This is a genomic window from Pseudidiomarina sp. PP-1MA (assembly GCF_041200125.1).
GTDB classification, from domain to species: Bacteria; Pseudomonadota; Gammaproteobacteria; order Enterobacterales; family Alteromonadaceae; genus Pseudidiomarina; species Pseudidiomarina fusca.
On sequence record NZ_CP165718.1, the window covers coordinates 2081996 to 2106297 of the forward strand.

The 24302-nt window shown below is 47.2% G+C and carries 21 protein-coding genes; 7 read left to right on the top strand and 14 right to left on the bottom strand.

What is annotated here, in order from left to right:
- Position 1: 1 nt before the first annotated feature.
- From AB8S08_RS09875 to yajC, 10 genes are all read right to left on the bottom strand, one after another.
- Positions 2-490, bottom strand: a complete 489-nt coding sequence (locus AB8S08_RS09875) for a phosphatidylglycerophosphatase A (RefSeq protein WP_110075812.1) — start codon at positions 488-490, stop codon at positions 2-4.
- A gap of 5 nt (positions 491-495) precedes the next feature.
- Positions 496-1491, bottom strand: coding sequence for a thiamine-phosphate kinase (gene thiL, locus AB8S08_RS09880; protein ID WP_369742635.1), 996 nt, complete (start codon positions 1489-1491; stop codon positions 496-498).
- Positions 1492-1499: 8 nt separating this feature from the next.
- The gene (gene nusB, locus AB8S08_RS09885; protein ID WP_153826193.1) at positions 1500-1919 is read right to left on the bottom strand and encodes a transcription antitermination factor NusB; all 420 of its coding nucleotides are present in this window, start codon (positions 1917-1919) and stop codon (positions 1500-1502) included.
- 85 nt (positions 1920-2004) lie between these two features.
- A complete protein-coding gene (gene ribE, locus AB8S08_RS09890) occupies positions 2005-2469 on the bottom strand; it encodes a 6,7-dimethyl-8-ribityllumazine synthase (RefSeq protein WP_110075815.1) in 465 nt (154 codons plus the stop codon).
- Between the two features lie 51 nt (positions 2470-2520).
- On the bottom strand, positions 2521-3159 hold the full coding sequence (locus AB8S08_RS09895; RefSeq protein WP_369742636.1) for a 1-acyl-sn-glycerol-3-phosphate acyltransferase: 639 nt from the start codon (positions 3157-3159) through the stop codon (positions 2521-2523).
- A gap of 15 nt (positions 3160-3174) precedes the next feature.
- The gene (locus AB8S08_RS09900) at positions 3175-4026 is read right to left on the bottom strand and encodes a DUF3014 domain-containing protein (protein WP_369742637.1); all 852 of its coding nucleotides are present in this window, start codon (positions 4024-4026) and stop codon (positions 3175-3177) included.
- Between the two features lie 33 nt (positions 4027-4059).
- Positions 4060-4842: a peroxide stress protein YaaA gene (yaaA, locus tag AB8S08_RS09905; RefSeq protein ID WP_369742638.1), complete on the bottom strand. Its 783-nt coding sequence runs from the start codon at positions 4840-4842 to the stop codon at positions 4060-4062.
- A 55-nt stretch (positions 4843-4897) separates the two neighbouring features.
- A complete protein-coding gene (gene secF / locus AB8S08_RS09910; RefSeq protein WP_369742639.1) occupies positions 4898-5845 on the bottom strand; it encodes a protein translocase subunit SecF in 948 nt (315 codons plus the stop codon).
- 40 nt (positions 5846-5885) lie between these two features.
- On the bottom strand, positions 5886-7733 hold the full coding sequence (secD, locus tag AB8S08_RS09915; RefSeq protein WP_162014554.1) for a protein translocase subunit SecD: 1848 nt from the start codon (positions 7731-7733) through the stop codon (positions 5886-5888).
- Between the two features lie 20 nt (positions 7734-7753).
- Positions 7754-8089, bottom strand: coding sequence for a preprotein translocase subunit YajC (gene yajC / locus AB8S08_RS09920; RefSeq protein ID WP_110075821.1), 336 nt, complete (start codon positions 8087-8089; stop codon positions 7754-7756).
- 197 nt (positions 8090-8286) lie between these two features.
- Here yajC and AB8S08_RS09925 point away from each other — a divergent pair, with 197 nt between their 5' ends.
- On the top strand, positions 8287-8907 hold the full coding sequence (locus AB8S08_RS09925; RefSeq protein WP_369744197.1) for a trimeric intracellular cation channel family protein: 621 nt from the start codon (positions 8287-8289) through the stop codon (positions 8905-8907).
- A 2-nt stretch (positions 8908-8909) separates the two neighbouring features.
- Complete coding sequence (locus tag AB8S08_RS09930; RefSeq protein ID WP_369742640.1) at positions 8910-12284, top strand: PAS-domain containing protein; 3375 nt, start codon at positions 8910-8912, stop codon at positions 12282-12284.
- On the opposite strand, the gene AB8S08_RS09935 is transcribed toward AB8S08_RS09930, so the two are convergent.
- Positions 12281-12970: a response regulator gene (locus AB8S08_RS09935; protein ID WP_369742641.1), complete on the bottom strand. Its 690-nt coding sequence runs from the start codon at positions 12968-12970 to the stop codon at positions 12281-12283. The genes AB8S08_RS09930 and AB8S08_RS09935 overlap by 4 nt on opposite strands.
- 67 nt (positions 12971-13037) lie before the next feature.
- Complete coding sequence (locus AB8S08_RS09940; RefSeq protein WP_153826200.1) at positions 13038-15266, bottom strand: TonB-dependent receptor; 2229 nt, start codon at positions 15264-15266, stop codon at positions 13038-13040.
- A gap of 282 nt (positions 15267-15548) precedes the next feature.
- Here AB8S08_RS09940 and AB8S08_RS09945 point away from each other — a divergent pair, with 282 nt between their 5' ends.
- The 3 genes from AB8S08_RS09945 to AB8S08_RS09955 are packed head-to-tail and all read left to right on the top strand — an operon-like array spanning position 15549 to position 19758.
- A complete protein-coding gene (locus AB8S08_RS09945) occupies positions 15549-16844 on the top strand; it encodes a GntP family permease (protein WP_153826201.1) in 1296 nt (431 codons plus the stop codon).
- Positions 16845-16861: 17 nt separating this feature from the next.
- A complete protein-coding gene (locus tag AB8S08_RS09950) occupies positions 16862-18529 on the top strand; it encodes a long-chain fatty acid--CoA ligase (protein ID WP_369742642.1) in 1668 nt (555 codons plus the stop codon).
- The gene (locus AB8S08_RS09955) at positions 18526-19758 is read left to right on the top strand and encodes a homoserine O-acetyltransferase (protein WP_228759473.1); all 1233 of its coding nucleotides are present in this window, start codon (positions 18526-18528) and stop codon (positions 19756-19758) included. The genes AB8S08_RS09950 and AB8S08_RS09955 overlap by 4 nt, the downstream gene beginning before the upstream one ends.
- Before the next feature lie 84 nt (positions 19759-19842).
- Here the strand turns inward: AB8S08_RS09955 and AB8S08_RS09960 are convergent, their stop codons facing one another.
- Both AB8S08_RS09960 and AB8S08_RS09965 read right to left on the bottom strand, forming a co-directional pair.
- On the bottom strand, positions 19843-21627 hold the full coding sequence (locus AB8S08_RS09960) for a TIGR03545 family protein (RefSeq protein WP_369742643.1): 1785 nt from the start codon (positions 21625-21627) through the stop codon (positions 19843-19845).
- A 4-nt stretch (positions 21628-21631) separates the two neighbouring features.
- Positions 21632-22138 carry a TIGR03546 family protein gene (locus AB8S08_RS09965; protein WP_110075826.1) on the bottom strand — a complete coding sequence of 169 codons (507 nt, stop codon included), beginning with the start codon at positions 22136-22138 and terminating at the stop codon, positions 21632-21634.
- A gap of 160 nt (positions 22139-22298) precedes the next feature.
- Here AB8S08_RS09965 and AB8S08_RS09970 point away from each other — a divergent pair, with 160 nt between their 5' ends.
- Together AB8S08_RS09970 and AB8S08_RS09975 are read left to right on the top strand one after the other, a co-directional pair.
- Positions 22299-23762 carry a RimK family protein gene (locus tag AB8S08_RS09970; RefSeq protein ID WP_369742644.1) on the top strand — a complete coding sequence of 488 codons (1464 nt, stop codon included), beginning with the start codon at positions 22299-22301 and terminating at the stop codon, positions 23760-23762.
- On the top strand, positions 23752-24279 hold the full coding sequence (locus AB8S08_RS09975; protein ID WP_369742645.1) for a GNAT family N-acetyltransferase: 528 nt from the start codon (positions 23752-23754) through the stop codon (positions 24277-24279). The genes AB8S08_RS09970 and AB8S08_RS09975 overlap by 11 nt, the downstream gene beginning before the upstream one ends.
- Positions 24280-24302 lie beyond the last annotated feature (23 nt).

Consider the following 24302-nt stretch of genomic DNA (forward strand, 5'->3'; position numbering starts at 1 on the left):
GCTAAGTTACTAGCGCCCAGCCCAGATAACTTAAATGGATAACTGCGGCGCTAGCCAGTCCAGCCACTAAATCATCAGCCATAATGCCTAAACCGCCGTGCAGATGACGATCGCACCAGCCGATAACACTAGGTTTGCGAATATCAAACCATCTAAAGAGCACGAACGCAGCCAATAGGTTATACCAAGTTGCGGGCAACGCATACATGGCAATCATGTACCCAGCAATTTCATCCCACACAATCGCTGGATGATCATGTTCACCCATCGCTTTTGCGGTAAACTGGCAGATATAAATCCCTAACCAAGCAGCCAGTAGCATCACCGCCAAATAGCCCCAGCTCGGCAAATACTGCATCGCCAATACTAACGGAATGGCTGCTAGCGTACCAAAGGTGCCAGGCGCCTTGGGCAGCAAACCACTACCAAAGCCAAGCGCCAAGAAATGAACAGGATGTTTAAGTAATTGCCCAGAAACAGCGCGGCTCATGATGGTTACACACTAGGCTCAAAGGGGCTAGCGAAGTGCTCGTAGCCGGTATTTGTTTCAGGTAACTGCCAAGGTTCACCTTGCAAGGTCAGCTGCAATGCTTCAGCTTCGTTAGTGATTCGGCCAATGCAGACAGGTTTACTTGCGGTATGAGCCACTAAGGTATCAAACACACCACGTTGGCTTTCTGGCACAGTAAAACAAAGCTCATAATCGTCACCGCTGGTGAGCGCATAGGCTAAGGCTTGGTCTTGCGTTAGCGTTTCAGTGAGAGCTAACGACAGAGGGAGTTCATCCAAGCTGATTTTGGCACCCACGCGGGAGCCTTTGAGTATGTGCTTTAGATCCGCTAACAGGCCATCAGAGACATCAATGGCACTACTGGCTACGCCCCGTAGCGATTGCCCTAAGGCCACCCGTGGCGACGGAAAATACAAGCGATCGGTAATCCGGCGATAATGTGCGTCGGAAACCTGCTGGCGGCGCTGTCGAGCAGCTAAGGCTAAGCCTGCATCGCCTAAAGTACCGGTCACATACAACCAATCACCGGGCTTGGCACCGGTACGTTTGATGGCACTGCCTTGAGGTAACACCCCGTGAGCAGTGACTGTTACCGTTAATGGGCCTTGGGTGGTATCACCGCCGATTAACTGGCAACCGTAGTATTCACAAATTTCCCGCAAGCCATGGGTGAAGCCTTGTAGCCAATCTTGATCAATCGATGGTAAGGTTAGAGCAAGACTGATCCAAGTCGGCTCAGCCCCCATCGCAGCTAAATCACTAAGATTCACCGCTACCACTTTATGACCAATAGCGCGCGCAGGAGTATCTTGGTCAAAGTGCACACCGGCCACCATGGTATCGGTAACTACCACCAATTGGTTGCCGGCATCGACAGTTACCACCGCCCCATCGTCACCAATGCCTAGCTCAACGTCATCTCGTTGCTCCATGCGTTGACTGAAGTAGGTATCGATCAGATCAAACTCAGCAAAAGCCATAAAATATCTTATTTACGAGCGGGGCGCAGGCTATCAATGGCTTTATCAAGCACACCATTAACAAAGCGATGACTATCATCAGCACCGAAGGACTTAGCTAATTCAATCGCTTCGTTAATAGCTACCTTGTAGGGCACATCCAAACGTTCACGCAATTCGTACGCAGCTAAACGTAAAACCGCACGTTCCACCTGATCTAAGTCTTTTAATGGACGATCTAAGAAGGGCTCAACGGCTTGATCTAAGCTGTTGGACTGACCGGCAACACCGCGCACCAATGCTAAAAAATAATCTACATCTATCTTGCTGGTGTCGTTATCCGTTAAAAATTGCGCCTCAATATCACTCATACTATTTTGTGATAACTGCCATGAGTAAATTGCCTGGATGGCAAGTTTTCTGGCTTTACGGCGTGCAGCTGGTTTCATTACTTTAACTCTCTGTGGGTTAACTGGTTACGTTAACTGAACCTTTAAATAGGAATAAATAGCCTGCGTGGGCTTATAGTAAAGCTTAAAGCTGGTCTAATACATTGACCATTTCAAGGGCGCTTAATGCAGCCTCAGAGCCTTTATTACCAGCCTTGGTGCCACTACGCTCAATCGCTTGCTCAATGCTATCTGTGGTAATAATGCCAAAAGCTACCGGAATTTCATGCTCCAGCGCTACTCGCCCTAAACCGCTATTACTCTCACCGGCAACAAAATCAAAGTGTGGCGTACCACCGCGAATCACAGCACCAATCGCAATAACTGCATCAAAGTTGCCACTTTTCGCTAACTTTTTGACTGTTAAAGGAATTTCGTAGGCACCAGGTACGCGAACGACAGTAATGTCATCACTGCTTACTTGGCCATAGTGTTTCAACGTGGTTAATGCGCCTTCTAATAGGCTATCAACAACAAAATGGTTAAACCGAGAAACCACAATACCGAATTTCTTACCCGGCGCGGCAATACCACCTTCAATGATTTTCATAGGGAGCTGTCCTTTACAAATTTTGGCGCGATAATAGCACAAAAATTAGTTTCAAGCATGTTGAGGATTCTTGCCAACGGCGTGAGCAAGTTTTGCTTTTACCTTAGCAAGTTCACTGTCGATATCTCCGGTCACCATATAGGCCGGAGTGATTTCAATCACTTTACGAGAGAAGTCTAGGGCCACAGGGATTACCGGCACTTGCGCTGCTTTGGCCATATGTAAAAAGCCTTTTTTCCATTCTGTGACTTTGGTGCGTGTTCCCTCTGGGGATAAAGCTAATATCAGATGCTCGCGTTGTTGAAACTGTTCGACCATTTCGCCAACCACCCCGTGCGCCGCTCGGCGATCGACAGGGATGCCCCCTAACCAGCGCAGCAAGCCATTCACAGGAAATCGAAAAATAGTATGCTTACCGAGGTAGCTTAAATTTAGACCTAACGCCAGCATCCCAAATACCCCAATAAAAAAATCCCAGTTGGAGGTATGGGGGGCGACAGGAAAAATGCCTTTGCGCACCTGGGGTAAATCGCCGATCACTTGCCATCCCCCCAATAGGCGCAAGCCGACACGCCCTACCCAACGGCTAAAACCATTACCACGCAACGGAAAATCCCCACGTAGTGACGCGGGGATTGGAGTTTGTTGCTCATCAGCCACAGTTGGCTTAGTCACTGTCAGGTCGGTCATGCCAAGGCCTTTGCCTTAATCCTTCGCTAACAACGCCGTGCGTAAGCTCTCTAACTTGAGCTTAACCCGACGGATATTATCAGGCCCCATGCGCAGCATCTGTTTTTGTGCATCAGGCAGGGCCTCAAGCGTTGGGTCCGCATAACGGTACATCACAGAGTCATCATTCAATTCAATCACAGTGCCTACCGACGGAGTTGCGAGCAACGTATCAATCGCATCTAACAATACTTGTTGTGGGTATTGATCGGGGTAACCAATTTCATCCAACGCCTCTTGAATCAGTGGCTCATAGGTCTCCATCATATTCGTCAGTACCACACCGTCTAAACTTACAAACCAATCTACCAGAGTGTTGTAACGATCATAACTACGAGGGTCGATATACAATTTGCCATTCTGTTCTAGCACTTTGAACTGGGCTGTCGGGCCTTCAATCACTGCTTTATCACGAATCACTACGCCATTACGCAAGTTATCAATAAACACCACAGCATCACGAATCAGTTGTGGTGATTTTAGTGGTGCTACATCAATACCCGCTTCTGACAATTCAGCAACTACCGGAGCTGTGCTGTCGGCCAAGGCTGGTAAAGGCGGTGCTGGCGGCGTTTCTGGCTCAGGCTCTAATTCTACCGTGTCACTGGGCTCAGGAATGAGTTCTGGCTCCACTTCTGGCTCAACTGGGGTGATTACTTCCGGCTCGGTAACCACAGGTTGGGGTTGCACCGGTGGCGCAACCACGGTCTGCTGATCAGCATCGCGAACCAACCAAAAGACAACAACAAGCGCTACCACGAGCGCAATAATCAAACCGACAATAATTTTGCCTTTGTGATCTTGAGGTGGTTGGTTTGTGTCTGTCATTTACTTTCCCTATTTGGCTTTAACATGGTCAGGTTATAGTTGATCACGCTCGGCGCGGCAAAATACCAGTTCGGTAGCGCTAGATTGATCGGCATTAAAACGGTAACCCGCCTCATTGAACTGCTTTAGCTCAGCAACTGATTGCGGACGCTTACTCACAATATATCGCGCCATCATACCGCGTGCTTTCTTCGCCCAAAAACTAATCACTTTATAGGTGCCGTTTTTCTCATCTTTAAATACTGGGGTAATCACCTGAGCGTGCAAGCGCTTAGGCTGGACACTACCAAAGTATTCTTGCGAAGCTAAGTTGATTAAGACGTCATCGCCTGCCGCCGCTAAATCTTCGTTGAGTTGGTCGGTAATTTCATCCCCCCAAAACTCATAAAGACTCTTACCCCGGGCCGTGTCTAACTTGGTCCCCATCTCTAAACGATAGGGTTGCATTAAATCTAACGGCCGCAATACTCCATATAGACCAGACAAGATACGTAAATGTTCCTGAGCGTATGTAATTGCCTCAGCATCAAGTTTTTCTGCAGCTAAACCGGTGTACACATCACCGTCAAACGCATAAATTGCTGGCCGTGCATTACTGCTGTTAAACGGTGTGTGCCACTCGGCAAACCGCGCAGCATTCAAGCCCGCTAATTTATCGCTAATTTTCATTAACTCACTCAGTTGCTGCGGTGACAGTGCTTGGCAACGATCCACCAACTCTTGCGCACGTTCAAGCATGCGTGGCTGACTGTGCTCAGTCGTTGGTAAGACGCTGTCATAATCTAGGTTTTTAGCGGGCGATAATACAACCAGCATAAATAGCTCCTTAGCTTTCTGCTATCCGTTCAGCAACTAGGGTAAAGCCAATGCTCTAAGGCATTGGCTCGAGGTCTTCACCTTCTTTCTCGATTTCTGGTGGCATCAAATCTTCACGACTTACGCCCAACGCTAATGCTAACGAGCTGGCAATGTAAATCGATGAATAAGTACCAATAACAACCCCAAACAGCAATGCAGTAGCAAAGCCATGAATCAGTTGTCCCCCCATAAAGAACAAGGCTAACAGCACTAAAATGGTCGTTAACGAGGTCACCACAGTACGGCTCATGGTATCCGTTAAGGCACCATCAATGGTTTCTTCTGAAGTGCTATTACGGTATTTACGAAAGTTTTCTCTAATCCGGTCACAGACCACCACGGTGTCGTTAATGGAGTAACCGATAACCGCTAGCAACGCTGCCAGTACCGTTAAATCAAATTCTAATCCAAGTACCGAAAATAATCCTAAGGTTAGGATCACATCGTGAGCCAATGCGCCGACAGCGCCCAAAGCTAAGCGCCACTCAAAGCGCAACGCAATATAGACAAGAATACAGAGTAGGGCCGCTAACATAGCTAAGCCGCCCTGTTCAGTAAGCTCATCACCTACGTTTGGACCCACGAATTCAATTCGGCGCATATCTACCGAACCCGAGCTCTCGGCTTGCAATAAATTAAGTATTTGGCTACCTAATTCTTGAGCCTTTACACCTTCTTGCGGCTCAATCCGAATCAACACATCTTGCTGGGTGCCAAAGTTCTGTACCACTGCGCCGCCAAAACCATTGGCATCCAGTGTTTGTCGAATCGAAGACAAATCAGCAGGTTGGTCGTAACCTACTTCGATTACGGTACCACCGGTAAAATCCAATCCCCAGTTCAGCGAGTTGGTGCTGAGTGAGAAAATCGACGCCAGCAGCAGCAATCCGCTAAATAACCAGCTGAGTTTACGATACCGCATAAAGGGTATGGTTTTATGAGTTTTTATTAATTCATGCATTCGTGTGGCCTCCTATTGCCGACCTTGTTGCATCGACAATTTACACCGACAACTTATCAATTCGTTTGCCACCCCAAACTGCATTAATCACAGCACGGGTTCCTACAATCGCAGTAAACATCGAGGTAATGATCCCGATAGCTAGCGTAATCGCAAAGCCTTTAACTGGTCCTGTACCTACCGCGAATAAAATAATCGCGACAATCAAGGTGGTAATGTTAGCGTCTAGAATAGTCGAGAACGCACTATCGTAACCATGATGGATTGCTTGCTGCGGACTTCGTTTGTCTTTGATTTCTTCTCGAATTCGCTCGAAGATCAGCACGTTAGCATCTACCGCCATACCTACCGTCAAGACAATACCGGCCATACCTGGCAAGGTTAAGGTAGCGCCTGGGATCATCGACATAACCCCAATGATCAACACCAAGTTTGCGGTCAGGGCTAAGTTTGCGACCATGCCGAATTTCTTGTAGTAGATCACCATAAACAACACCACCAAGAGGAAGCCCCAAACGATAGCTTGAGTACCTAAAGCAATATTTTCTTTACCCAAACTTGGGCCCAAGGTGCGTTCTTCTACGATTTGAATAGGTGCAATCAACGCCCCTGCGCGTAATAGCAAGGCTAGGTTTTGCGCTTCTTGTTGCGAACTAATACCGGTAATGCGGAAATTACTACCTAGACGCGCTTGAATGGTCGCAATGTTGATAACTTCTTCATACCGCTCAAGCTTAGCACGGCCGTTTTCATCGCGTTCGCCCGTAGCTTTAAACTCAATAAACAGAGTGGCCATTGGTTTACCAATGTTATCGCGGGTGGCTAATGACATCTTGTCACCCCCCGGGCCATCAAGCGAAATGCTCACTTGCGGACGCTGGTTCTCATCAAAGCCTGAGGTGGCATTAATAATATGATCACCGGTAAGGATCACGTCTTGTTTTAATAAGGCGTTACCTCCGTTACGATTACTGAATAGCTCGCTACCAAAAGGTACACGACCCATTTCAGCATCACGGATGCTGTTTTCATCGTCAACAAACCGGAACTCTAGAGTGGCCGTAGCACCCAAGATTTCTTTGGCACGAGCCGTATCTTGCACCCCGGGTAATTGCACCACAATCCGTTCAGCGCCTTGACGTTGTACAAGCGGTTCAGCTACCCCAAGTTCATTAACCCGGTTACGTAAAATCGTTACGTTTTGTGAAATCGCGTAATCTTGCGTTTCTTTCAATTTCGCTTCGGTCATCCGTAAGCGCAGCTCTTGCGTCGCTTCGTTATCAAGTACCGTATAGCCAGGGTAACGATTGTTGATAAAGCGTTCCGCTGCCGCATAATCATCGGCAGTACGTAAGGTAACGACGACATCATTACCATCACGCACTACACTGCTATAACGAATCCGCTCTTCGCGCAGCTCGCTCCGTACGGTATCACGTTGTTGATCTTGAATTTTGCGCATGGCCTCTTGCATGTCTACTTCCATCAAGAAATGCACCCCACCACGCAAATCCAAACCTAACTTCATTGGCGAAGCTCCTAGGCTTTCTAGCCAATCAGGAGTCGCCGGCGCTAGGTTCAAGGCAACAATATAATCCGTGCCTAACGCTCTCAGTAGAGCATCACGAGCTTGTAACTGTTCTTGGTCTGAATTTAAGCGTACTAAAATCTGGCTATCTTCAAGCACCACCCCTTTGGGGCTAATAGCTTGTTCAGCTAGCGTCTCTTCGACTTCTTTTAGCGTGCTCATATCAACCGTGGCATTACGGCTTGCTGAAATTTGTACGGCATAATCTTCACCATACAAGTTTGGCAATGCGTACACTGCGGCTATCGCCAAAATGACAACAACCAGCAGGTTTTTCCAGAGCGGAAACTTATTTAACACGTTGTATCCTTAATCTCTGTTTACAGAGATTTCATCGTACCTTTTGGCAACACAGCTGTGACAGCAGATTTCTGTACGGTGACTTCCATACCTTCGGCAACACTAATCACCATAAAATCTTTGTCGTCAGAAATTTTGCTGATACGGCCAACAAAACCACCATTCATCAGTACTTCATCACCTTTACTGATGCTGCTAATAAGTTCTTTATGCTGTTTGACGCGTTTTGCTTGTGGGCGGTAGATCATGAAATAGAAGATTAAACCAAACATGACCAACATGAAGATAAGTTCCATGCCGCCACCTTGTGGAGCTGCGCCATCTTGTGCATAAGCAGTAGGAATCAAGAAATCCATAAAACCCTCTTTGTTTATAGTTGTAGTGAATCTGATTAGAGATGGGGCTAAATGTATAGCAAACAAGCCCTACTCGGCAATTTTTAACGAATGGCAGGCATTCTAACGAATTTCTGCTTAAATAGGGAGTAAATTGGCGTACACTCTATCGCTAAGATTCGTTCATTAATCAATTACTATGCGCTAAAGCAATGGATATCAACATATTATTCTACTGGGTAGACCACATGGGTATTGCTGTTTTCGCAGTATCTGGAACCTTATTGGCCTTTCGTAAAAACATGGATGGCTTTGGCGTTATTGTTTTGGCTGCCGTAACTGCTATCGGCGGCGGCACCACGCGCGATTTGATTTTAGATCTACCCGTGTTCTGGGTTTACGATACCTATTATCTCTACACGATTCTAACGGCCGCATTATTAACTATTCTGTGGTTACGTTTTCGTGATTACATTCATCAAAAGACCTTACTGATTGCGGATGCGGTGGGGTTGGCGTTTTTTACCGTGATGGGCGCACAAAAGGCCATGCAAGCCGGCTTTGATCCCTTAATATGCATTATTATGGGTACCGTAAGTGCGTGCTTTGGTGGCATGCTACGTGATGTCCTTGCCCGCGATGTCCCGATGCTTTTAAAAGGTGAACTTTATGCATTCACCTGTTTAGCCGGTGGTTCAATCTTTGTGCTGGTGGCTAATTATTCACAAAGCATTGCGATTGTGTTGGGCTTGCTCACCACTTTACTCTTACGCTTAGGCGCCATCCGCTGGCATTGGTCGTTGGTTGTGTTTCATGAGCACCATGATGGGCATCGCTAGCCATGCTTAGCACCAGCGTCGCTATCTTAATCGCCATAACCTATATTGCTGTGTTATATAGCATTGCCTACCGTGGCGAGCGTAAACCGCCCAACCAAATTAAACCTTATCGCTACGCTTTAGCACAGGGCATCCACTGCACGACCTGGGCGTTTTACGGCACCATTACGCAGTCGGCTTATTTTGGTTGGGCCATGGCGCCAACCTACGTCGGTGCCATGCTGGTGTTCTTGTTTGCACACCGCCTTCAATTGCGTTTATTACATGCCTGTAAACAACAAAATTTAACCTCTATTGCCGATGTTATCAGTCATAGATACGGCAAGTCATCGTGGCTGGCAGTTACTGTTGCCAGCATCGCATTGATCGGAATTGTGCCCTATATTGCGCTGCAATTACGCGCCGTTACTGGTAGCTTTGCCGCTGTAACAGGTCTGGCAGAAAGGCCGATCCCATGGTTTGGCGATGTCGCCGCGTTAGTTGCATTGGCCATGATGATCTTTGCTATTTTATTTGGCACTCGGCGCATGAGCTTAGCTGAGCAACATTCGGGGCTCATGGATGCCGTGGCGTTTGAATCTGTGGTTAAGCTGTTAGCTTTTATGGGAGTGGGTGCCTACGTTAGCTATGTGATGTTTGATGGGGTTAGCGACATCGTCATGCAGGCAGCGCAAAGCCCGGTCATTCAACCTATTCTGCAAGGTCAACCCGAAGGCGGCTTCGTTTACGTTACCCATGTGTTGTTGGGTGCGATCTCGATGTTTTGTTTACCCCGACAATTTCATGTCAGCTACATCGAAAATACCGACCCAGAAGAACTTCGCACCGCTCGCTGGGCTTTTCCGCTGTATTTATTCGCAATTAATCTTTTTATTCTACCGGTGGCTCTAGCGGGGCTTTTATTAGTGCCAGAAGCGAGTCGCAGTGATACCTTTATGATTAGCTTGTTATTACAAGCAGAACAACCTTTGATAACTATGGTAGCTTTTATTGGTGGCCTAGCCTCAGCAACCAGCATGGTGATTATTGCCACGTTGGCGCTGAGTATCATGATGTCTAACGATGTGGTGATGCCTTTGTGGCTGAAGGCTTCTCATCAACGCTTGCGTAACTTTAGCTTTACCCCAGCGCGGGTGTTACGTATTCGTCGCAGTACCATCATTGTGATTATTAGTTTAGCCTATGGATTTCATAAGCTTACCGAAGCTAATCTGCCCTTAGTTAACGCCGGTTTATTATCGCTCGCCTTACTGGCTCAATTAGCGCCAGCTTTATTAGGTGGGATGCTCTGGCAGCGGGGCAACCGGATCGGTGCCGGCGCTGGTATTTTGGCAGGTACACTGGTTTGGGCTTTTGCCCTGTTATTACCTTCGATTCAAAGTGACCGTAGTCTCAGCGACAGTGATCTAAGTTATGGCGTATTTTTAAGTTTAGCCTGTAACTTGCTCCTCTACGTTGTGGCCTCGTGGCTTTTCAAAGCATCAACGATTGAGCACCAACAACGTCGTCAGTTTACCGACCCTACTGGCGGTCATCCTGAGTTATACCAACACCAACCCATTACTTGGGGTCGAATGCGGCAACTGTTGGCACGGTTTTTTGATGCCCTAGAGCTGGAACGCTTGAGCGAGCGTTTACAACAAGATCTAAGCTTGGCTGCTGCTGATGAACTCGTCCCTGGCGCGTTATTAGCACGTATTGAACGTGAGCTATCGGCCGTTATTGGTAGCGCGGCTAGCCGCATTTTGTTAGATGCAGTAACACAACAACCGGGCGTTCCAATTGCGCAAGTGGTAACCTGGGCGACCCAAGCCTCGCAGCTGTATAAATTTAATCGTGAACTATTGCAGGCCTCGGTAGAAAACATTCCGCAAGGGATCAGTGTTATCGATCAAGAATTGCGTCTCGTTGCCTGGAACCGACGTTATTTAGAAGTCTTTAAATACCCACCGGGGTTATTACAAGCAGGAATGCCAGTAGCTGATTTGTTGCGCTACAACGCCGAACGAGGCTTGATAAATGTTGCAGATGAACAAGCCATCGCTAACGAAGTAGAAAAACGCCTGAATTACTTGAGACAAGGAAGTGCCTATCGCTACCAGCGTGAACAGGGAGACCAAGTGATTGAATTACAGGGTGCGCCCATGCCCGGTGGTGGTTTTGTTACCACTTATACCGATATCACCGAACTCGTTGCTGCACAGCGCGCCCTGCAACTAGCTAACCAAGAATTAGAGCAGCGTGTCAACGAGCGTACTGCTGAGCTGTTACAAGCAAAGCAAGCTGAAGAGCGAGCTCACCAGAGTAAGACAAGGTTTTTTACGGCCGTAAGCCATGATCTGATGCAACCTTTTAATGCGGCCACCCTATTCGCCGATATGTTGTCGCAGCGGGTTCCAACTGAGCTGGCTCAGTTGGCTCAACAGCTACAGCAATCGTTGCGTAACGCAGAAGAATTACTCACCATGCTGTTAGAAATGACCCGCCTAGAAGCTGGTAACCTGCCGGTCAGCAAGCAGCGCGTCGTATTACACGATATCATTCAACCTCTGATTGATAATCAGCGGGTGATTGCTGCCGACAAACAATTAGAAGTTCGTTACGTACCAAGCTCTGCGGTAGTGGTAAGCGATCGTAAAATGCTGAGCCGAATTCTCCAAAATTTACTCTCAAACGCGGTTCGGTACACCGATCAGGGAAAGGTGTTAGTGGGTATTAAGCGCGCTGGGACACAGATCAATATTCAAGTAATTGATACTGGTCGTGGTATTCCTGTTGACCAACAGGCAGATATTTTTCGAGAGTTTCATCAAGGCAACCAAACCGGCGATAATCCAGGCATTGGCTTAGGTTTAGCGATTGTTGAGCGGATGTGTCGACTTTTGCAGATCCCGTTACAGTTATACTCGCGCGAGGGGCAAGGCACGTGTTTTAGCTTAGCTTTAGCATTAGAAAGTTGGCAGCCAGCTAACATTCATCCAGTCGCAACTCCGGCCTCGTTAAACGAACAATTTTTACGCGGACGTAATATTTGGTTAGTTGATAACGAACCTCAAGTGTTAAGCGCGATGCAGCAATTACTCAGCAGTTGGGGGGCTACTGTCTTAGCGGCGAGTAAACGTAGTGAGCTACCACTTAACCAGACAGCACCCGACTTAGTTATTTTTGATTACCATTTAGACCAAGGCGATACCGGAATCGATGTACTGGTGTGGTTACGAGGGCATTATCGAGATGCTAGCCTGCCGGCAATTATCAACTCAGCCGACCCAGATGACGTGTTACGTGAACAAGTTTTCGCAGAACAGGCTTTTTTTATTAGTAAACCAACCAAGATTGCAGCTCTAAAACGCCTGATTAAGCGCCTGCTACCTTAATGCTCCTGTTCATCAGGTGAATAAAGCATTTGTTTAAAGACGACCCCAGCCTGGGTACGGTTAATCACATTAAGCTTACGCAAAATGGCTGAAACATGCTGCTTTATTGTCGTTTCTTGCACATTCAGTTCATAAGCGATTTGCTTGTTCAACATGCCGTCTGCCAAACATTCTAGCACCCGGTATTGATGTGGAGTGAGCTGCTCGAGGCGCTGCGCAAAATCAGCACTGGCATCAGTTTCATCAGCACTCACAGCAGCTAATAAGTGTTCTGGTAACCAGGTTTCACCGGCAAGCACCACTTGCACAGCCTGCTGTAATTCAACTAAAGGTAAGGATTTGGGGATATAAGCGCTAGCACCATAATTCATCGCTTGGCGCATCACGGTAACCTGCTCGTTGGCTGAAACCACGACCACCAGCACTTCTGGATAACGATGTCGCAACGACACCAACCCCGTTAAACCACGGTTACCAGGCATGGTTAAATCGAGTAATACCAATTCAATTTGTGAGTTTTTTGCCAGCAACTCCAGTAGTTGCTGAAAATTTGCGGCTTCTAAAATAGGATCTGAGAGGGTATCACGCAGGGCTTGAGTTAACGCCGCACGAAACAAAGGGTGATCATCAGCAATAATTGCGCGAGCCATAGCTAAGTTATCAGTTACCAAAAGAGAATCACCCATGCTAGCGCGTCCTGCTAAAAAAGTCAGCGGTTACCAGTAATTATCTACTGATAACCGCCAAGTGGGATTAGAATTTGTATCCCACAGTCAGGGAGACTGTTCTTGGGTCGCCGTAATAGGCAACAATCGCATCATCGCCAAAGGTTGGCCCAAAGTTGTAACCACCAACACGATATTCTTCATCGGTTAGGTTCTTACCGTGTAGCCCCACATGCCAGTTACCACCGTTCTGATACCAAACTAGGCTGGTGTTAACTAAGCTGTAACTGCCTTGGTCTAACATTGATGGCGCTTCAAACATTTGGGTTTTGCCACGATAAGAATAGTTAGCTGACCACACGATCTGGCCCACTTCCGTATCAAAGGTCTTGTTGAAACCTAAGCTACCGGTCCATTCAGGCGTATTGGCAAATGACCAAGCATTGGTAACATCGGTGGTATCACCCGTGGCTGGCTCGGTATAGACGACTGAATCAAATTCAGCGTCGATATGACCCAACATAGCAGTGATATTGAAGGTGTCAGAAAGCGCAATCACACTCTCCACTTCAAAACCTTGCACCGTTGCTTGACCAGCATTAAGCACTTGCGAAGATACCCCTGATGGCACCACGCGCTGCACTGTCACTTGCATATCTTGGTAATCTGAATAGAACACGGAGGCATTCAAGCGCATCATGCCATCCATTAACTCAGATTTCATACCTACTTCAAAGGTATCTACGATTTCTGGATCATAAGGCTCAGAAATGGTTGGGTTTAGCGATTGGTCAGCACGCATGTCAACACCACCAGACTTAAAGCCATTACTGTAGCTACCGTACACCATCATATCGTCGTTAAGCTTATAATTAAGCGCTACGTGCGGTGAAAAACGGCTCCAGTCAGCTTTAGTGGTAAAGTCTGAGTTAACGGCAAAAGGTGTGCCGATATTTTGGTCATCTCGGTTAATGTAGTGCACACCTAGGTAGGTGATCCGTGATACATCAGCTTCTTTCTCATCTTTGGTATAACGGCCACCCAAGGTCAGAGTCAACTGGTCGGTAAAGCGATAGTTACCTTGACCAAAAAGCGCCACACTATCAGTCTGTACGCAACCGCCGTTATCGATGGTAACCCCACCCAACGCGGCTAGGTACATGGGGAGTACGGTACCAAACACACCACAGGCTTCGCCATCGTAGAAATAAACTCCACCCACAAAGTCAAAATTATCATTGTTACTGTAGTTTAACTGAAACTCTTGCGTGGTTTGGTCATCTTCATAAATGGCAGGCACCATGAAAATCGGCTCGCCGGTAGAGTTAAAGTCAATATTGGTATTAGTGTAGCCTTCACGGCGGGCTGTCACTGATTTAAAGCCCCAATTGGCATTGATATCCCAATCAACAACCATCGAGTAACCTTCAGTTTCAACCAAGTTATCCGTAGGCATAGCGGTATTTGAATCATACACGTTATCGTAAGGAGTTTGCCCGGTCACTAAACTCGTCACTAGGCGATGGCCGCCTTTAGAATTTGATTCATCTTTGGTTTTGTCATAAGAAAACTTCACACTCAAATCTTCGGTGGCTAGCCACTTCGCACTCAAACGCCCCGTCATTAAGTCTTTGTTATAGTTTTCTTCACCAGTATTGCGGAATTCACCAAAACCATCGCGCTGCAACGAAGCTAGTGCGCCACCAACAAAGAAATTATCGCTTAGGGCGGTTTGTCCGGATAGTTTTAAGTCACGTTGATTGAAGCTACCCACAGTACCCTGCACGCTGAGCTCGTTGTAGCCAGTCAACTCTTTAGTGACATATTTCACCGCACCACCGATGGTGTTTTTACCGTACAAAGTGCCTTGGGGACCGCGCAATACTTCAATACGCTCAAGATCGAATACTTCTAACACCGCACCTTGTGGACGCGCAACATAAACATCGTCGATGTAGACGCCAACACCAGGCTCAAATCCCCACAACGGATCTTGCTGACCCACCCCACGAATGTAAGCAGTTAGAGTAGAGTTAGTACCACGGCTTACCTGTATGGTGGCGTTCGGAACTCGTTGTTGGAGCTCGGTAATATCCTCGACACCAACCTCTTCTAAGTCGTTCGCACTAAATGAACTTACTGAAACGGGCACCTCTTGCAGGTTCTCTGTCTTGCGACGTGCGGTTACTTCTATACGTTCTAAACCTTTAAACTCGTCACTAGCAGCGGTATCGGCTTGCTGTGCCATAGCTGGCATCATCATCACCGATGTAATGGCGACTGCTACTAATGAGCGGCGAAACTTGGGTTGACTCATGATGTCGATCTCCCGGTTGTCTATGTTGCTGTATTGATAGATTGTTATTTTATTTACCCGGTGGTAGCTGCTGGCTCCGTTGAGCGAAAGCTGGCTACAACCTGATGCTTGTATGCATTGTTAGGTCATGGCCTGATTAAACTAGCTTAAAGTTTGAGCTTTGTATTCTGTACGTTAGTACTATGTTATTTAGTAAGGCAATATCGCATCATCAGCCACATAAGTGCAAAGTCCATCAGGTCATGGCCTTCCTGATAGCTCACTCGATAACGAGGTAACTGCATGTTAAGCATGATCGGTTTAGTAGGCGGGCTCGCTCTGCTTATTATTCTCACCCTGCGGGGAATGAATTTATTTATCAGCGCACCTTTGTGCGCGGTGGTCGTGGCCTTGTGCAGCAATGTGCCATTGTTTCAAGGCGAGGTAAACTTTGTTAGTGCCTATATGAGTGGTTTCGCTAGTTTTGTCGCTGCTTGGTTCTTTATGTTTTTATTGGGCTCAATGTTCGGTAAGTTCATGGAAGATACCGGCGCCGCCGATAGTGTGGCCAAATGGATCATCACCAAACTCGGGCGCAAGCAAGCTATGCTGGCAGTGGTGCTGGCTTGTGCTATTTTAACTTACGGTGGTGTGAGTGTGTTCGTGGTTGCCTTTTCGGTTTATCCGATGGCTCTATCACTGTTTAAAGATGCCAATCTGCCGCGCCGATTTATTCCCGCCGCATTAGCTTTTGGCTCGGTTACTTTCACCATGACCTCAGCAGGCTCACCAGAAATTCAAAACTGGATCCCGATTCAATACCTTGGCACCTCTCCCTATGCCGCTTGGGAAGTGAGCTTATTAGTAGCCGTGTTGATGGCAAGCTTTGGTTATTGGTGGCTCAATCGCCTGATCAACAAAGCCGTTGCTAATGGTGAAACCTTTCATAGCCGCGCTGATGACCCACAGCAACAAGAGCGTGAATTACCATCACCGCTGAGCGGTTTAGTGCCCTTAATTGTGGTATTGACGTTAAGCTTTATTTTTCATGATGAGCTTAAACAAAATGCGTTAATCATCGCCCTTACCGGTGGCGTCTTAAGCATTGCTATCATCAATCGTAAATTCTTTCAGAACCTTTCCAATGCTATCAGTGAAGCTTCAACCGGCGCTCTGGTAGCTATCGGTAACACGGCAGCTGTGGTGGGCTTTGGTAGCATTGCAAAAATCACCCCAGCTTTTGACCAAGCAGTTGCCATCATGACCAACTTACCCGGCAACGAACTGGTGGGTGCCGCGGTAGCTGTCAGTGTTATCGCTGGCTTAACAGGCTCTGCCTCTGGTGGCCAAGTTATTGCGTTACCGGTACTAGGCCCGCACTACATCGACGCTGGCGTTAATCCGGATCAACTCCACCGGATTGTTGCGATTTCTTCTGGCGCACTCGACTCTTTGCCACACAACGGTTACGTGGTCACGACCATTCGCGGTATCTGTAAAGAAACTCATCAAGCTGCCTATTGGCCGGTTGCCGCCGTCACTGTGGCGGTGCCGTTGATGGGGCTAGCGGTGGCTATTGGTTTATTCATTTGGTGGTAGGATAAGCAGGAATAACTATGTTTGAAACAACAACTCACGCAACCCCGCAACACCCAGCTGCCATGCAACGCAGCCAGTTGCTTATTATCGATCTACTCCGGCACGCCTGTCGGCGTCATCCACAGCAAAAGATTGTATCGCGCCGATTAGAAGGAGATATTCATAGCTACACTTATGTCGACTGTTATCAGCGTAGTTGTCAGTTGGCTCATGCTTTAACCGAATTAGGTGTGCAGCCAGGCGATAACATTGCCAGCCTCGCATGGAATACTTATCGGCATGTCGAACTCTATTATGGTGTTAGTGGTATCGGTGCCGTCTTGCATACTGTTAACCCACGCCTGTTTGCTGAACAAATCAGCTGGATTATCAATGATGCTAAAGATACTTGGTTGTTTGTTGATTTGAGCTTTATCGATTTAGTCACTGAGATAGCCAGCCAGCTTAGTAGTATCAAAGGGATTATCGTATTAGCCGATAGCGCCCACCAGCCTGCGCTCACCAAAGTACCGCAACAGGTCCTCAACTACGAGCAACTGATCCAACCGCAACCCAACCAGTTTGATTGGCCAGCGCTGCATGAAGATAGTGCTGCTTTGTTGTGTTACACCTCAGGCACCACAGGCAATCCCAAAGGCGTGCTTAATTCTCATCGCGCTATGGTGCTGCATGCCCAAGCTACCGTCAGCCATGAACTGCTAGACTTGCGAAGTGACAGCGTACTGATGCCGATGGTAGCCATGTATCATGCTGGGGCTTGGGGTGCGCCCTACGCAGCTCCGCTAGCCGGCTGTAAATTAGTCCTCCCTGGCGCTGGCATGAGCGGCGAAGCCATGTATGAGCTTATTTCTGAGCAACAGGTTACGCTTGGTCTCGGGGTGCCTACTATTTGGTTAACCTTGCATAATTACCTTGCCGAGCAGCAAGCCTCGGTACCATCACTGCAGCGAGTTTGTGTTGGTGGTGCTGCATCACCCTTGGGCTTAGTAAAAACCTTCGCAGAGCGGTATAACATTTACTGGCAACCTATTTGGGGAATGACTGAAACGGGTCCATTAGCTTGTTCGGCACCACCAGAGCCGGAGCTTATGGCATTACCCAAAGAGCAACGTTATGCCATTCAGACCACTGCTGGTAGAGCCTGTTTTGGGGTTGATATGATCATCGTCGATGCCGACGGCAAGCCATTACCTCACGACGGCGAAAGTAGCGGTGAGTTACGGGTGCGTGGCCCCTGGATTGCTGCTAGCTACTACCAACGCGAAGACCCTGAGGTGTTTGTTGATGGCTGGTTAGCTACCGGCGATATCGCCGTAATAAATCCGCAGGGCTACATGAAGGTAGTGGATCGCAAAAAAGATGTGATCAAAAGTGGCGGTGAGTGGATCAGTTCATTAGAAATTGAAAACATTTGCAGCCAACATCCCGCCGTCAACGAAAGCTGTGTGATCGGCGTCAAGCATCCGAAATGGGATGAACGGCCGTTATTGCTGGTGGTCCCCAAAGCCAATACTGAGTTGAACAAGCAAGACATTTACCAATTCTTACAAGACCGCATTGCCAAGTGGTGGCTGCCTGATGATATTCTGATTGTTACAGAGCTACCCCATACCGGTACCGGCAAGCTCGTTAAAAATGAGCTACGCAGACAGTATCAATATTACTTAATGGAGCAATCTTCATGATGAATGCAAGTATACGTGTAAGTTCCCCCCTAACTGCGGTAGTTGGTTTGCTACTAACCGTTGCGCTACTCGCTGTTAGCCCAAACGCCGATGCTGCGGAGCCATTACTGGTTGAAAAGAAAAGCTTTACTACTCGCAATTTTGCTACAGTAAGTGGTGAGGTGATTCCTGAAGTAACCGTAGGCTGGGAAGCATACGGCGAACTCAATGCAGCCAAAGACAATGTGATTCTTATTACCCACTTTTTTTCAGGTAACAGTCATGCCGCCGGCAAATACACTCCTGAAGACCCCCTACCGGGTTATTGGGACGCTATCATAGGCCCAGGCAAAGCCATTGATACCAATAAGTATTATGTGGTTAGCTCAGATACTTTAGCCAATGCTTTTCCGGGCTTGCCCCATGTGATTACTACCGGCCCAGCCTCGCTTAACCCTGCTACCGGTAAGCCCTATGGTTTAGATTTTCCGGTGGTCACCATTCGTGATTTTGTTAATGTACAACATGCGTTATTAGAGAGCCTCGGAGTAACCTCGCTGCACGCAGTAATTGGTGCCTCGATGGGCTCTTTGCAGGCGATTGAGTGGGCAGCTGCCTATCCAGATATGGTTGAACGTATGGTTTCGGTGATTGGTACCGGAGCTATGGATGCTTGGACCATAACAGCCCTTGAACATTGGGCGCGTCCGATCAAAGCGGACCCAAACTGGAACCAAGGCGACTATTATGAAGGCGAGAAACCCCTAGTAGGGCTCACCAGTACCTTAGCTATGATCACTCAGCAAGCCATGCATCCACTAAGTATGAACATGCGAGCACCACAACAGCCGGTGTTACCTGAGGCAGGTCTAGCCAGCGTAACCAACAGTTTACCGGCCTTAGATTTTCTATTTAATGCTGCAGCTGGGCAAGCACCCTTAGCCGATGCTAACCATATTCTCTATCTTGTACGAGCTAACCAATTGTTTGTAGCTGGGCACGAACAAGATTTGGCAACTGGGCTGGCCAAAATCAAAGCTAAAACCTTATTCTTACCGGCCAAAAATGATTTGCTATTACAGCCGTATATGGCGCAGCAGAGCGTTAAATTGTTACAAGCGCAAGGCAAAGATCCTCAGTATGCTGAAATCGAAGGTATTTGGGGACACTTAGATGGTATTTACAGTATTAGCAGTAAAGCAGACCTGCTCGCTGAGTTTATTAATTCTCCAACCGCAACTAGCAACTAAAGAGTAGATGCGCAATAAAAAAGCCAGCGAGCTCATCAGGCAAGCTGGCTTTTTATTGTCACTAACTTCTGGCTTAGTTAGGCATTAGCCTCCAAACAGGCCCTTTAGCTTATCCTTGACCGAATCTTTGAGCTTGTCTTCCACTTTGGCCTGTAGCATCTCTTGCAGTTGCTGGTCACGTTGCTCGGCATCACCAAGCAGGCCTATTAATTGCTCTAGATCCGCCTGATTCTCACCTAAAAATCCATCACTTTGCTGCTGCAAGCTTCCACTAAACTCAGCCAATTGGGTTCTACCAGCGGCCATAACTGAGCTCTTGAGCGCATCGCCTAACTGACGATCTAAATCTGAGCTTAAATTAAACGACGGCTGCAATAATTCACCACTGATATCCGCACGAATATCCAGCCGTTGTAAAGTCTTCAGTGCGTCAGCAACCACTTGGGTCCAGCGATTATCAGCTTCAGCGAGCACCTCAAGTTGGGTTAACTTAACGACCCCGCCCCCATCAAACTGATTATTACGCAAGCCAATAGAGCCCTCGCTATCAAGCAACGCTGATGCAATAGAAGCGACAAATTCACTACGCTCGCTCAGCGCCAATTGCTGCAGTTGAATCCCTTGCACTTGCCATTGTTGTTTGGCATCTAATCCATCCACGGTAAAGGCCATTTCACCATTAAGATTAAGTGCTTGCCACAAGGCCGAGTTATCAGCTCGAGCAATAAAGGTGGTAGGCTGTCCCAATTGTTCATGTTGATGCGTGATATTGCTCCAATTCACGTCGAGTAGGGTGTCATTCCAGACAAATTCGGTGATAGCTTTTTTGATTAAAAAGCTTGGTGGCTCTGACTTATCCGTAAACTCAAACCAAATTCCCTCACCGCGTTGTGGTTTAACCAATTCTTCATTTGCTGATTTGGCTAACATCGGCGCCAACTGTTCGTAAGCTAATAAAATATATTGGCTCCACTGACGCATTTGTTCACCAAATAACACTGCGGTAATTTCATTCAACCCTTCACTATTGAGCTGAATCAGTTGCTCAACCCGCGCTAAATCTTGTTCCGGTGCATCTTTAACGCGCTCAACATCGGCTTTTAACACCTCTACCGATTGCTCAACTACCGCTTTGAACTCTACCAAGCGCTCACGATCGGCCTTAAACTTAGCTTGTAACGCCTTTAATTTATCTCGCAATTGTTGTAATTGCTGGGGCGTCTCGACCTTGGTATCTGTAAGTGCTTTTAGTTCTGCTTGGTAAGACTTTAAGTCTTCTTCGCTGGGAATATTAGCTTGCGCCTGTTTGACTCGCTCTTTTTGCTCAGCGAAGTTTGTCTTGGCTGCAGCAATCGCAGCCGGTGTCTGTAAATCGACCCGCGCCACTATCTCGTCAACGTCTGGCAATTTCACATTAAGCGAGTCTAAGCCTTGTTTCGCCCACGTAGACAGCTCATCTTTACTTGGTGCTTGGTAAACTTCACCAGCACTAGCTCGTTGTTGATGAACCCGAATACCACTGCTCACCACTTCTTCAAAATGAAACCGCCCCAACAGCAATTGCTCGACATTCAAATTGCCACTGATTTGGCCAATTTGCAGACGGTTGAACTCTGGCTGACCAGGATCCGTCACTTCAATCCCAGTTATTGTTAGGCCGAGCGGTGACCAGCTATGTTCGACCTTAGCAATATTCACTTCTGCGCCATTGAGAGTCCCCACCGTGCGTTCCAATGTCCAACGTAAAATGGTGTCTAGCAGCAGCCACGAAAAGGCCACCAGCAGCGCACAAATGACCACGAAAGCAGCTAAACCAGGCCAACGAATAGCACTTTTACGAACGGGTTTGGCAGTTGTTTTAGTCGTCATCAGCTTACCCTCGCAAGTTTGCGTAAATGGTCCAGAACTTGTTTGCTTTAAGCAGTTGCACAATGCGTAACTTATTAAACCAAGCCTGAATACGATGCCGGTACTGGGTCACAATTACAGCGCTAACCACGGCTAAAATTGGCGCAAAAGCTAAACTGAGTAACAAGCTACCCAAGGTAATGGTGTGCTGGAATTGTACGACCCGCCAAAAGGCCGATTGATACATGGCTTGCCAAAGTGGCTGCCAGCTTTCGTGAGCTAGCAAATAATAACCAAATTGGTGAAACAGGGGATCAAGCAAAAAGGCAATGCCTGAACACAGGATAAAACTTAAAATAAAACCGGTGAGGTTTACTCGAAAGATTAAAGCGATCAGTAAAATCACTAAATTATGCACCCGCCACAATGGTGTGAACCCCATCATCATCCCTAACACAAAAGCGAAGGCGAGCGCCCATACTCCCGATTCAGAGTTGAGCGCCTTTAAAAATTTCGCTAACAACGTCAACATAATCTAAGCTCCAAGCTATATTGGTAATCTCAAGAATAGCTTAACTAAAATCTAAGAGCTAAGGAAACAAACAATATTTACCAAAAATACCCATTTTTACCTCTTGTATTTTTGCTAAATTAAGCCTAAATATGCGCAGCAAATTCGCACTGGAGCTATCATGCAAAACTCGGCTTTAATCATCCTTGATGATATTACTGATTGGCAACCCTACTACCCTAGCCAATCAACTGTTACCGCTAGTGAATACTTACTTCAACAATCAAGTAAAACGCGCACGCAAATTCTAAATTTATGTGGTGACCTGAGCTATTTATCAACCGGTTACTACGTTAGTCTATTGGCTGAAGCACGCGGTCAGCGAGTCTTACCTTCAGTGATGACCATTAACGACCTAGCGAACTTTTCTCACTACCAATTGCTATTGGCCAATACTGACAAACAACTCAATAAGTTCTTAGCTAAAGCTGACAGCAGCAGTTCCTTTAAAGTATTGATTTGCTTTGGACAAAGCGAGCATAGCTTGCTTAATAATTTTGCGCGGCAAATATTTGACCGTTACCCATGTCCGATTATTTGGGTCGAGTTTAGCTATCAGGGCCGTTGGTTTATTAATCAGTTACATGCCGGTAGCTTGGCTGATTTAAGTGATCAGCAACAGACCTTTTTTGGTAATTCACTTGATAGCTTTAGCAAGCGCGTCTGGCGCAAAGCCCGCACACGTAAAGAATATCGCTACGATTTAGCTATTTTGCACGATCCTGATGAGCCTATTCCTACCAGCGATAAAAAGGCGCTGCAAAAGTTTATTCGGGCGGCAAAAGATGCCGATATTGAAGCTGAGTTGATTACTGCTAATGACTTTAATCGGCTATTAGAGTTTGATGCTTTGTTTATTCGAGAAACGACTCGGATCAACCATTACACCTATCACTTTGCCAAGAAAGCAGAGGCTAATGGCATGGTGGTTATTGATGCACCCCACTCCATCTTGCAGTGCGCCAATAAAGTGTTCTTAAAAGAATTGCTCGATAAGCACGAGATACCTACGCCTCGCACTGAACTATTATTGAGCCAACAAGCGATTGACTACGAGAAGATCGGTGAGCGCTTGGGCTATCCGGTGGTGTTAAAAATTCCAGATGGGTCATTTTCTATTGGTGTCGAGAAAGCAGAAAATGCTGATGAATTTAGGCGTGTAGCGCTAGAACTGTTTAAAAAATCGACCATCTTGCTGGTTCAAGAATTTGTCAAAACCGATTTTGACTGGCGCATTGGCGTCCTCAACAATCGCCCGATTTATGCTTGCAAATACTTTATGGCACGTAATCATTGGCAAATTTACAACCATGCCAGTAGCACCAGTCGTGCTAAATCGGGTGGTTTTGAGACCGTAGGCGTGCATCAAGTACCTCGGGATGTGGTCAAAACAGCCCTGCAAGCAACACGCTTAATTGGGGATGGGTTGTATGGAGTGGATATGAAACTCAGCAACAAAGGGCCGGTAGTAATAGAAATTAACGATAACCCGTCCATCGACTCGGGAGTTGAGGATCTTCTGCTTGGTGATGAGTTATATCATCTTATTATGCGCGATTTTGCCCGGCGCTTAGATGAAAAATAAATCAAGTGCAGCAACTGCAGTCGAATTTAACCCTACCGCTTGGCATATCCGCCAAGCGGTGTTGGCTGATGTGCCAGCTTTAGTTGCTCTAGAGCACCAAGTGTTTGACTACAGCAGAATTGGTCGGGCTAGTTTTCGGCGCTTAGTGCAGCGTCCCAGTGCCCGAGTCTATGTTGCTTACAATGATGGCCAGCAGCTGTTGGGATATTATTTGTTGTTAACTCGCAAGAACAGCCGCAAGTGGCGCATTTATTCTATTGCCACTGCGGCAGCTGCACGTGGTACGGGTCTTGGCAAAGCCTTGCTCCGTCACGCCATGCACTTAGCGCAGCAAGCCGGCGCTAGTGCGCTGAGTCTTGAGGTACGTACCGATAATCATGCAGCTATCGGGCTCTATCAAGCGCACCACTTTGCGGTCATTGATGTGCTGCCGGGATACTATGATGATGGTGACAGCACTGAGGCCAGCAACGACGGCTACCGAATGCAAGTGACTTTTGCCGAATTAGCGGATTAACCCTGAGGGTGGTCAATATTCTG